The 11670-nt window shown below is 49.6% G+C and carries 11 protein-coding genes; 2 read left to right on the top strand and 9 right to left on the bottom strand.

All coding sequences use genetic code 11. The features are described from left to right. Nucleotide 1 precedes the first annotated feature (1 nt). From J7619_RS22245 to J7619_RS22230, 4 genes are all read right to left on the bottom strand, one after another. Nucleotides 2–1078, bottom strand: a complete 1077-nt coding sequence (locus J7619_RS22245) for a sterol desaturase family protein (RefSeq protein WP_291203874.1) — start codon at nt 1076–1078, stop codon at nt 2–4. 32 nt (nt 1079–1110) lie between these two features. After that, the gene (locus tag J7619_RS22240; protein WP_291203872.1) at nt 1111–1233 is read right to left on the bottom strand and encodes a hypothetical protein; all 123 of its coding nucleotides are present in this window, start codon (nt 1231–1233) and stop codon (nt 1111–1113) included. Between the two features lie 509 nt (nt 1234–1742). Beyond that, the gene (locus J7619_RS22235) at nt 1743–2648 is read right to left on the bottom strand and encodes a hypothetical protein (RefSeq protein WP_291203869.1); all 906 of its coding nucleotides are present in this window, start codon (nt 2646–2648) and stop codon (nt 1743–1745) included. A 40-nt stretch (nt 2649–2688) separates the two neighbouring features. Next, a complete protein-coding gene (locus tag J7619_RS22230) occupies nt 2689–3114 on the bottom strand; it encodes a hypothetical protein (RefSeq protein WP_291203866.1) in 426 nt (141 codons plus the stop codon). A 203-nt stretch (nt 3115–3317) separates the two neighbouring features. Between J7619_RS22230 and J7619_RS22225 the strand changes: the two genes are divergently transcribed. Together J7619_RS22225 and J7619_RS22220 are read left to right on the top strand one after the other, a co-directional pair. Next, nucleotides 3318–5249 carry a sensor histidine kinase gene (locus tag J7619_RS22225; RefSeq protein ID WP_291203863.1) on the top strand — a complete coding sequence of 644 codons (1932 nt, stop codon included), beginning with the start codon at nt 3318–3320 and terminating at the stop codon, nt 5247–5249. Between the two features lie 49 nt (nt 5250–5298). Then, complete coding sequence (locus tag J7619_RS22220) at nt 5299–5916, top strand: response regulator transcription factor (protein ID WP_291203860.1); 618 nt, start codon at nt 5299–5301, stop codon at nt 5914–5916. Nucleotides 5917–5975: 59 nt separating this feature from the next. On the opposite strand, the gene J7619_RS22215 is transcribed toward J7619_RS22220, so the two are convergent. From J7619_RS22215 to J7619_RS22195, 5 genes are all read right to left on the bottom strand, one after another. After that, complete coding sequence (locus tag J7619_RS22215; RefSeq protein ID WP_291203857.1) at nt 5976–7421, bottom strand: arylsulfatase; 1446 nt, start codon at nt 7419–7421, stop codon at nt 5976–5978. A gap of 391 nt (nt 7422–7812) precedes the next feature. After that, a complete protein-coding gene (locus J7619_RS22210; RefSeq protein WP_291203854.1) occupies nt 7813–8112 on the bottom strand; it encodes a HigA family addiction module antitoxin in 300 nt (99 codons plus the stop codon). Nucleotides 8113–8117: 5 nt separating this feature from the next. Next, nucleotides 8118–8399, bottom strand: a complete 282-nt coding sequence (locus tag J7619_RS22205) for a type II toxin-antitoxin system RelE/ParE family toxin (protein ID WP_291203852.1) — start codon at nt 8397–8399, stop codon at nt 8118–8120. A 79-nt stretch (nt 8400–8478) separates the two neighbouring features. Next, nucleotides 8479–9918: a sulfatase gene (locus J7619_RS22200; protein WP_291203850.1), complete on the bottom strand. Its 1440-nt coding sequence runs from the start codon at nt 9916–9918 to the stop codon at nt 8479–8481. Between the two features lie 151 nt (nt 9919–10069). Then, nucleotides 10070–11665, bottom strand: coding sequence for a RagB/SusD family nutrient uptake outer membrane protein (locus tag J7619_RS22195; protein ID WP_291203847.1), 1596 nt, complete (start codon nt 11663–11665; stop codon nt 10070–10072). Nucleotides 11666–11670 lie beyond the last annotated feature (5 nt).

The raw sequence follows: 11670 nt of genomic DNA, 5'->3' as shown, positions 1-11670 counted from the left end.
TTTAAGCGACTGCCACAGTACTGGTGTCAGGTTTCAGCGTAATGGGTTCCGGCGTGTCCGGCACAGCGTCACCTACAACCGGGCCGTTGTGCGACAGCTCACTGCCTTCCTTTCTGGATTTAAAAATCGGCCACATAAACTGGGCGTACCATTCTTCTTCCTGGTAATGCTTGATGCCGTACGACGACGGGTACTTACGGGTAATGATGCCAGTCCCGAAGATGATGTCCCACAGAAAGAACATGTTACCGAAGTTGCCTTTGTAATAACCTATCCCGTCGTCGGTCGTATCGGCGTGGTGTGCATGGTGTGTGGCGGGCGTGGAAATCAGCCTTTCCAATACCCAGCCGACGGGTTTCAGCCATTTGATTTCATAGAAAGGCTTGTCCCAGGGAATGCTCGAATGCGCGCCGGTAGTGATGAACGATTTAATCACTTTCACGAACAATGCGGCGTAGCCTAGTCCCAAATAGGTCAGCGCGATAGTCAGGTAAGTTTGCGAGAAAAACAGCGTGTAAATCACATTCTGTCTGCTCGCCATGGCCATTCCCATGTAATTGGCGGAATGGTGCGTGCGGTGAAAGCGCCAGAGCCAGGGCACTTGGTGGTGCAGGCGATGGTACCAGTACTGCGTGAGGTCATCGGCCACAGCGATGATCAGGAACGCCCACCAGAAGGGTACCCATTCGAATGCATTTTTTGCATCGGGCAATACCAACGGCAGGAATTTCAATCCGAAATAGGCAACAAACGGCCTGATAATGAGCTTAGGAACCACAAAGCACACAATATCCAGAATCCGTTCGTTTTTCGTCCATTTGTTTTCGTACAAACCGGCCGCGAACTCGATCACGCCCAACACAAGCACGATCACCGGCAACCCCCAGCTGCTCAGATTTTTGAAAACCGCCTCAATAAATGCAGGCGCCTTGAACGGAAACTCATTGCTGCCTTCCCAAGGCCGGTGGCCAAAAACCTGAAAACTGGCAAACATCAAAACAATGGGCGCGAGGTACAGCACCACGCTGATCAGGCCGTCGCGGGTAATCTTCCGGGCCAATGCATTATCCAATTTCATGCGTGATTTGATTTTTATAGTGAAATGAGATGTCAGTTAAATAGCTTCACAGCCAGCCAGATACCTCCGGCGATCAGTACAAAAGGAATTAATGTGAGCAGTATGCCGACGGCGATCTTCCTCGCGAGCAGCATCACGTCTGAGAATGTAAACATATGGAAATAGTGTAGTAGTACCGGATTAGTGTAAACGCAGCATGGAATATGGGTACGGAAATACCCCGGGACAGCACAGCCGGCAACTGAAATCGCCAACCACCGAAAATTTCAGATGATCAGCCATGACTGTCAGGCGGGATATTTCCGATAAATGTCAGGGATGGATCGCCGTTTCAACAACAGCAACCGGAATGGATCCGGGAAAAACAAAGCGTGAAGGTATGCCCCACCGCTCCCCTCGTCGGGGCCTTACAAAGTAAATTAACCGCGCTCATATCTAAGATGCCTGGATTAATACTCAGCTCAGGGTGGTTCAGGAGCTTTGTTTTTTAATAGTATACTTATTTGATAGACAAAGTAAGTTTAATGTTTTTTAAAATGCAATAGCTTCTCTCAATTTTCTTGAAAAATAAAAAAATCCGTGGCGACAGTAACGCGCTGCCGGCCACGGACCAGACAGAAAAGGAGCCAGTAGCACCTTTCTGTACATCCTTATATAAACCAATTTATTTCAACTCTGCAAGCCACTGCTGCGCGAATGCACGGGCAGTATTGGTAGGCGTCGCGCCCATACGGTAGCAAAACTTCCACACATCGCTTTTCCCCTCGTAAGCCGCATTCGCAAACTTCTTGCGCCCATTCAGTTCCTTCGTCTGGGCTGCGAAATCCACACCTTTGCTCTGATTCAGGAAATCGGTGAGGCGGGCGGCGAGTACTTTTTTAGGGTCTTTCAGTCTCTCATATTCGTCGGCATTACTCTTCGCATTGCGCGCCAGCGTTTGCTCCGATTGACGGATTTCGTCGGCGGCCAGGTACTCCGCATACTGCTTCTTAAACTCTTCCATATTGGTTTTCAAAAGCGGTTTGATCTTTTTGAAGAATGCGGCATTGCGTTTTCCATCCTCGATCTGCTTCTTGAAATCCGCCCGTTGTTCGGCAGGAATGCTGCTCAGCATACTTTCCATGCCCACAAATGTCTCGGCCGACTGAATCTGAATATCTACCACGGGCTCCATGTCCTTCGCCTGCAACCCCTGTACACCTTTCAAGCGGTTTGCCCGGATTTCCTGCTTGCGTTGCTCACTTATGGTCGTTTCCAGTTTCGGATACTTCTTCGAGATCGTTTCAATGTAACGCTTCTGAAAGTCCTCGGTGTTGAAATAGCTTTTCACAAATGCTCCTGCCTTCTTAATGGCAGTTGCCTGCGCTTCGGGTGCCAGCGACTTGCACGCCGACTTCACGGAACTCCCTAAATACGGCACATTTACCGACGAAGCCTGTAAAACATTCCAAAGGCGGTTCTGAATGTCCTTCTGGTTCATTCCATATTCTTCAAACTCGTCGCTGAAAGTGAAATTCAGGAATACAATGCAAAACGCATAGAGAAAAAAGGGGACTATTTTATTTTTCATGGCTGTAATTGTAATCAAGGGTAATCTGTATTGCTGGTGCTTATTGCTTTGTTGCGATCATCTCGACCTCCTGGCCCTCGAACACCACGAAAATATTCAGTTTATCATCTTTCAGGTTCCCTACTTTCTCGGTGTTTTCGTAAATATCGATGCCTGTGCTGCCGGCATTTTTCAAGTTCAAAGTTCCGAGGTCTTCGTCTGGCTCGCGGTCGCCGTCGATCGTCACTTTCATTTTTCCTGTCACTACTTCAGAAGAAAACTTGTCGAGCTGGATCGTAATGCTGGCCTTGGCTACTTCAAGCGGATAATCATCCCCGTCGACCGTCAACTTGGTCACTTTATAAGTGCCTGCAACTTTTGAGCTTAGTTCCGGGGATACGTCTTTGTCCTTGTCTTCACAAGCGAACATCAATGTGCTAAGCAACAACAGAGCGAAAATGTTTTTCAAGAATGTAATTTTTTTCATGGCTGTATTGGATTTGAAAATGGATAATGGATGAGATAATTTCTGCCTTTCGACATGACAAAGGTAGCCTCCCCGGAAGCCGCAGATCAATCCTATAAAAGCATGATTTTTCGAAAATCATATGTTTATAGGATATTATTAAAAGGTTTTATTTCAGACTTTTGCCACCGTAATTTTCCCATCCATTCTACTCTCCGGGTCCGATGAAATTATATTTACGAACAATTTTTATAGTCCTTTTATGCACCCGGGCGCTTGCTCAGAGCCCCGACCCCAATGCCATTCTGAAACGCATACAGACCAGCAAGCAGGACACCAACCGCGTGCTCGCGTATATCGAGTACGGTCAGTATCTCGAAAACCAGAACCTCGACAGCGCCGCCAAATACTACCTGAAAGCGGATGCGCTCAGCGAGCAACTGAACTACGATACCGGCCGGTTCAAGTTCCGTTCGAACTATACCTATATTCTCAATTTGCAGGGAAAATTCGAAGAAGGGCTGAAACTGAACCGCGAGAGCCTGGAAATAGCCAAAAGGATGAAGCACCAGGTAAACATTGGCAAGAGCTATGCCAATATCGCGGCCAGCTATACTTACATGGGCAATTTCACCGAAGCAATCAAATATTATCAGCAGTCGGCAAGCCAGTTTGATAAGTTGGGGATGAAGGAATTTCTGCCCAGGCTGTACATCAGTATCGGGACTGCTTTCGAGCATGCCAATCTTTTCAACAAATCGGTGGTTTACAAGCAAAAAGCATTGCAGCTCGCGCGTCCGATGAAAGACAGCCTGCAATTGACGGACATTCTGACCAATATCGGCGGCTGTTATTTCAACCTCAAAAAATACAATGAAGCCCTCGCCCATTTCAAAGAAGGACTGGTAGTTGCTGAAAAAATCCATTCGGACATCTTCATCACGCAGGCCTACGCAGGACTTTGCCGGACCAACCGCCTTTTGAAAAACCTCGACGAAGCATGGGTTTACGGCCAGAAAGGCCTCGACCTCGCACGAAAATCGGGCAATGTATTTCTCGAACTCGACTGTCTGAGAGCATTAATGTTCCTCGCCGAGGATGCCAAAAAAATCGATTTGTCGGCCAAATACACCAAGGAAGCGCTCACAATAGCGGAGGCCAATAACATGACCGACCATTTGGTAGAACTTTACGAAGATTACGCGACCGATCTCGCCCGTCAGAATAATTACAAGGGTGCTTACGACTATCTGATGAAATACTCGATCCTGAACGATTCCATTCAGGGTATCGATATTCAAAAACAGTTGCAGGAGCTCGACACCAAATATCTGACCGCGCAAAAAGAGAACCAGATCGTGACGCTCGAAAAGGAGAAACAGACGCGCAACACTTTGATTTACGGCCTCATTGCCGGGCTCGTCGGGCTGCTTGTCATTGCCGTCCTGGGGTACCGGAACATCGCATTCCGCAAACGCGTGGCCGAGCAGGAGGTGCTGCAATTGCAGCAGGAAAAACAATTGGTAGCCACCAACTCTATTTTGAAAGGACAGGAAGAAGAACGCACCCGCGTAGCCCGTGACCTGCACGACGGTCTGGGCGGACTATTATCAGGCATTAAACTAACTCTGAACTCAGTGAAAGGAAACGTAATCCTGCCCGAAGAAAGCGCCATGACGTTTACCAGGGCCCTAACCCAGTTGGATGGCGCAATCAGCGAAATGCGTCGCGTAGCACACAGCATGATGCCCGAATCGCTCGTACGGTTCGGATTAATCGACGCGCTGAGCGATTTTTGCGAAGGCATCAGCGCCTCGGGCAGACTGAAAGTAACCATGCAGGCCTTCGGCTTCGACGACAAGCGTCTCGACTCACAAGTGGAGGTTGTCCTTTACCGGATCATCCAGGAGCTGCTCAATAACGTGCTCAAATATGCCGACGCCAGTGAAGCACAAGTACAGCTTACCTGGGTCGAAAAACATGTGAGCGTAACGGTGGAAGACAATGGTAAAGGTTTTGACATCAAAAGCCTGGAACAAAACAAGGGCGCAGGGCTCCGCAATGTGCAGGCGCGCGTAGACTACCTGAACGGCACACTCGATATTCAGTCGAAACCGGGCGAGGGAACTTCGGTGCTTGTCGAAATCGTGCTTTAATGAATGATATCAATGCCGGAAATGGCTTTAACCTAATAAAAAAGAAATTATGAGTGTCAGAATCCTCATCGTGGACGATCACCCGCTGGTATTGGAAGGCTTGAAATCGCTGCTCGCCGACGCGGAGGGAGTACGGGTTGTCGGAACCGCGACCAACGCCATCGATGCCATCGCATTCCTGAAAAACAATGAAGTGGATATTGCATTTCTGGATATCAACCTGCCAGATATCAGTGGTATCGACCTGTGCAAAAAAGTAAAAGACCAGTTCCCGGAAGTAAAGACGCTCGCATTGAGTACGTTCAATGAGCGTGCCTACGTCTCGCGCATGATCCAGAACGGCGCGTCGGGTTATCTGATCAAAAGTTCGGGCAAGGAAGACATCCTCGAAGCCATCGCACAAGTGCAGGCGGGTGGCTATTTTATGAATGTTCAATTCGACCAGGTAACCCCTGCCACCGCGCCTAAAACGGTGCCATTTTTAACCAGGCGGGAAAAAGAAGTACTCGTGCTGATCGCAGAAGGGCTGACCAACCCTCAGATCGCCGAACAACTGTTCGTCAGCGTAACGACCGTGAACAGCCATCGCCAGAACCTGCTGATCAAGTTTGAAGTCTCTAATACGGCTTCGCTGATCAAGCTGGCTGCGGGGTTGGGGTTGATCTGAAAAATCTCTCGTTAGCAAAGAAGCCCTGACCACACTCGTAATGGTCAGGGCTTCTTTATCTAGTTAGTCGCCAAACTCCCGAACGGAAAAATGGCCGACGACACATGCGCCCGGTTCATGATCTGGCCGAGTTCCTTGGCCTTTTCGGGGAATTGCGGGGTCAGGTTCGTTTTTTCCTGAGGGTCTTTGGAGAGGTCGTAGAGCTCTACCAGCGCGTCGGGGTTACCGGCTGCTTTCAACCGGACTGCCTTCCAGTTCCCCTGGCGTACCGCCTGCCTTCCACCCTGCTCGTGAAACTCCCAATACAGATAGTCATGTTTCTTCTGAGTAGGCTTACCTTTTAGCGCGTCTGTAAATGAAATCCCGTCAATATTGCGGGGAGCCGATGCATTGGCCAGCTCCGCGAAAGTGGGAAGTACATCCCAGAATGCGCCGATGTAGTCGCTTTTGGAGCCTGGTTTGATAACCGCCGGCCAGCGAGCCGCAAATGGCTCGCGGATGCCGCCTTCATACAAGTCCCGTTTTACTCCCCGGAACCCGGCACTGCTGTTGAAGAAATTGGGATCAGCACCACCCTCGATATGCGGACCATTGTCACTTGTGAAAATGATCAGCGTGTTTTTGTCGAGGCCCTTTTGTTTCAGTTTGTTCACGACCTGCCCTACGTACAAATCGAGGCGTGCCACCATAGCGGCGAAAGTTGCATGGGGAAATTCCTGTGACGCATAACCACCATCCGTGGCGCCTGGACCATAATCGGCCCCTCTGTATGGTTTTTCTTCGAACTTACCCTTATAATATCTAAAAAGGCTGTCATCCGGTACCATCAGCTCGGCGTGCGGAAGAATGTAAGGCAAAAACAAAAAGAAGGGCTGCTTGCCATCCTGCGCATCCACAAAACTGAGGGCCTTTTTCTGAATCAGGTCGGGAGCATATTCCTTGTTATTGACCAAGCCCTTATTTCCTTCCAGCAGTATTTTCTTGCTGTTATCCCAAAGATGCTCCGGATAATAGCGATGCGCCAGGCTTTGGCAATTGTAACCATAAAAACGGTCGAAACCCTGCTTGTTCGGGTCGCCTTCCGAGCCTACCGGGCCCAAACCCCATTTTCCGAAAGCCGCCGTAATGTACCCCGATTTTTGGAGTACTTCCGCAATCGTTACAACCGAATCGGCAATCGGTTGCTGTCCTTCCGGCTCGACGCTTTTGTTACCCCGGATATACGTATGTCCCGTGTGCTGACCCGTCAGGAGCGACGAGCGCGAGGGCGCACACACGGAGGTACCCGCATAAAACTGGCTAAATATCATCCCCTCCCTTGCGAGACGATCGATATTGGGTGTTTTGATAAGCTTTTGTCCATTGAACCCTACATCACCATAGCCAAGGTCGTCGGCCAGGATGAATACGATATTCGGGCGCGCCGGTTTAGGTGCCTGGGCTTGGGAATGGTAACAGCAAATCGATGTGGCAAGGAGGGAAATCAGAAAACAATACTTTTTCATTATGGAGTAGATTAATATACTTCAGAAAGACATAGCAACCCTTGGATTACTTGAATTTAACGTGGTAGGGATTGCTAAAATTGGCAGGAGCTGGCTGTTTCGGCACCGTCGATGCCCGATTCGCAAAATCCGGAAGCAGGTGGACCAAAAAGCGAATTGCGATGTATCTTTGTTCCCGATACCCTACGACAGCCCGGTCGACTGGCATGAATTGACAACCACCGAAAATTCCGGCAAGTCGCGCCTGGACTGTCTCTTAGGGTATCGGAAAGCAGATACGTTTGGAATATTATGAATCGAAGGCTCGATATAATCTACTTATTTGATAGACAAAGTAAGGATAAATAGTTTGAACAAGCAAATGAAATGTGGAATTCACATTTATTTTTTACTAAAAATTGGGGGAAGAAGTAATACGATGAACGTTTTGCACACGTCCGCTGCTCCTGACACGCCAAATATCATATTTCTTTTGCATGTCAAGCCAGAATTCGGCACTTACACCAAATCCTTTTTCCAACCTAACGGCCATTTCTGCTGATATCGCTGCACCTTCGTTGACCACCTCCGACAATTGCTTACGGCTTACATTCAATTCTTTCGCGGCTCTGGTTACCGAAATTTTCATCTCTTTTAATATGTCCTCTCGCAACACCGCGCCCGGGTGTACCGGCTTCATTTCACTTTCCATAACGCTCAATGGTAATCGACATAGTCAACATTGAATACATCACCTTTCTCAAACCTGAACAATACCCGGTAATTTCCGGTAACCCAAACTGACCAGAAACCCGCTAACCTGCCTGAAAGCGAATGCAACCGGTAGCCCGGTATTGCCCTGACAGGTTCCATACTTTTGGCTGTATTCAACACTGCAAGTATGCGCCTGAGTTTTTCGACTTGCTCAGGCGGCAACTTCGATGCGTCGTCCTTTTCCCAAAGCAGTCTCAGTCCTTTGTGGTTAAAAGTCTTAATCATATTAAAGATAGTGCGTCACCCCGAGGGTTACAAATTTATCAGCAGCAATATGGTCGTTGCTGCTGATAAACACTATCTCTTATTTCCGAACGGCATGCCCGATTTCCCGAACGTTTTTCCCCGTCTTCTTTTGCAGGTCATCGCCCATATCTTCGCGGGCAGCGTCCGCGATCTTTTCCAGCTCAGCTACGATTTCCGGGTTTTGTTCCAGCACATCGTAGCGCTCCGAAGGATCCCGTGCGAGGTTGTACAATGCTTTCGGGAATTGATGATCCTCCGGAGCAGGGCCAGGCTGACCGTTCTTACCGGGCAGTGAGCCTTCATAGGTGCGTCCCGGATGCGCGAAAACGAGCTTCCAATCACCTTTGCGGACTGCTTCGAGGTTATTTTTGCGATAGTAGTAAAGGAAACTTTCCCGTGGTGTCTGGCTGTCGTCGCCTTTGAGCAACGCGCTGAAATCGATGCCATCAATTTTCTCCTTGGGCAAATTGGCACCTGTGAGCTTGGCGATCGTCGGCAGGATGTCAAGATTGGAAAGCAGCTTGTTCGAGACACGCCCGGCCGGAATGACGCCCGGCCAGCGCATAATACAAGGCTCGCGTTGCCCGCCTTCAAACGATGTTCCTTTCCCTTCGCGGAAACCACCCGCAGAGCCGGCATGATCGCCATAATTGAGCCACGGGCCATTGTCACTGGTAAAAATGACGAGGGTATTATTGTCCAATCCCTGCGTTTTCAGCTCTTTCATGATCTCCCCTACCGACCAGTCGAGTTCGAGCATCACATCTCCAAAAATCCCTCTCTGGCTTTTACCCCGGAACTTCGCCGAGGCGGCCAACGGCACGTGCGGCAGCGGATGCGGCACATACAGGAAGAATGGTTTGTTTTTATTCCTTTTGATAAATGAAACCGCTTTTTCAGTGATCACCGGGGTCAGTTCGCTGGCGTCTTCGAGGTTTTTGATCTCCTTCACCTGCCTATTCCCATCGATCCAGTGCAGCGGCGGATATTTGGCGCGTTCCTGCCAGGGATGCAGCGGCCACATATCATGTGAATAGGGCACGCCGTAGTATTCATCAAACCCCTGCTGCAATGGCAAAAACTCCTGCTCGCTTCCCAAATGCCATTTACCGAAAATACCGGTAGCATAGCCTTGCGCCTTTACAATTTCCGCAATGGTTTCTTCCTTGGGATTGAGCCCCACTCCGGCATTTGGTCCAAATGCTCCTGAAATACCCAGGCGATTCGGATAGCAGCCCGTCAGCAATGCGGCGCGGGAGGCGCTGCACACAGCCTGGGCGGCCATAAAGTTGGTAAAGCGCGTGCCTTCCATAGCCATTTTGTCCAGATTCGGCGTGTTGTAACCCAACGCACCATTCACGGAAAGGTCGCCATAGCCGAGGTCATCGATAAAAAAAACGACGATGTTAGGTGTTTTTGCCGCCGGTTTTTCGGATTGGAAGGCCATCAAGAGGCCGAGGCCCATTGATACCAGTAACACAGAAAGTACTCTAAACATGTTTTTAAGGTGGTTTTAGGTAAAACTGGCGCCAGGCTCTTGCCTGGTGCTTACTATTTGCAGGCCTCTGGCCGGAATTGCGTCCGCCAGGCTGAGGCTGGATAATAGTAGGCACCAGGCAGGAGCTTGGCGCCATATCTCCCAAAAATAACTACCAGTTCGGATTTTGTTTCAGATTCGGATTCAAATCGCGCTCCTTTTGCGGCATTGGCCAGAGATAATGCCTGCCCGCATCAAAAACGCGATCAGAGGATGCGGCTTGCACAGTTACCAGCTTGCCGGAAGCATCAGGATAGGTAATGCCAAATACCGGCCCGTTCATCACCTGCTCACCGATCTTCCAACGACGGATATCATACAATCGCTGCCCCTCAAATGCCAGCTCCACAGTCCGCTCGCGACGTACGATTTCCCGCAATGCAGCTTGCGTGGTAGCGGTTACCGACGGCTGCTTCACATCCGAACGCCCATTTCTAACCTGGTTAATCGCAGCCAACACGCTCGCATCGGTTTGCCCGAGTTCGATCTTCGCTTCGGCATAAGTCAGCAATACTTCGGCGTAACGCAGCAGGATAATGTTGATACCGCTATTTGTCGGGTTGGCAAAATCCTCGGTATTGATGTATTTCTTGATATTAAAGCCAGTCGTCGAGGCGATATAGGTACTTCCGATCGCATCCGCGGTGGTGCTCGTCGGACGGGGCTGGAATGTAATGCCGCTTGGCAATGCGTCGCCTTCGAGGAATATGGAGAATTTCAGACGCGGATCACGGTTGGCATAAGGTTTGGCCGGGTCATATCCGCTCGAAGGATCGGTAATCTTTTTCCCTTCCAGCGTTTCGTAAATATCCACCAATGCTTTCGTCGGAACATAAGTGCTTTGCGCATTCTTCTGGCTGTACGGCGCGAGCAGGTTGAAAACGTTGTTTTGGTAAACATCTTTCAAGTACTGCTTATCTAGTAGCACTTCCTTGTTATTTTCTGCAGCATAGCTGTATAGTTTTTCATAAGAATCATACAAACCATACACCCCCAGCTTGATCACCTGATCGGCAGCGTCGGCAGCTTTCTGGTAACGTCCCGCATACAAGTCCGCGCGGGCGAGCAGACCTAATGCGGCGCCTTTGGTAAACCGCCCTTTGTCGGCAGCACCGTAAGTAACAGGCAGCAATGCAGCCGCCTCGATCAGTTCTTTTTCCACGAAATTCCATATCTCTTCCACTGGTGTGTTGGTAAGCGTACGCCCTTCATCGATGCTGATAGACGACGTCACCAATGGTACCGGACCGAACAGGCCGGCTAATCTCAAATAATGATAGGCGCGCAATGCCTTCGCCTCACCTTTCAGCTGGTTGATCAATGCCGCATTGGTACTCGGCACTTTATCGACGTTTTCGAGGAAATAATTCACGCCGCGGATGCCGCGATACGCCCTTTTCCACTCATCATAAATCACCGAACTCGTGGCATCATAGCTCCCGGCTTCAATATAGGCGGCCACGTTGAAGCTCTGGTTGGTATGCGCCAGGTCAGTAATGCCATCCCAGGTTACGGCTGTGGTACTGTCCAGGTCCGTATAAAGTGAGTTAACGGCCAGTTTGGCATCGTTTTCGGTTTTCCAAAACAAATCTTCGGAAAGGCGATCGTTAGGAACGGTTTCGAGCAAACCCGAGTCGCAAGATGCAAGGCCCAACATGAAAGTGGCGATCCCCGCGTAAATGGTACGTTTGAATGTATTAGTTTTCATAAAAT

The organism is Dyadobacter sp., assembly GCF_017744695.1.
GTDB lineage: Bacteria > Bacteroidota > Bacteroidia > Cytophagales > Spirosomataceae > Dyadobacter.
The sequence above is the reverse complement of the archived record's forward strand: the minus strand, read 5'-3'. Positions and strand labels throughout refer to the sequence as shown.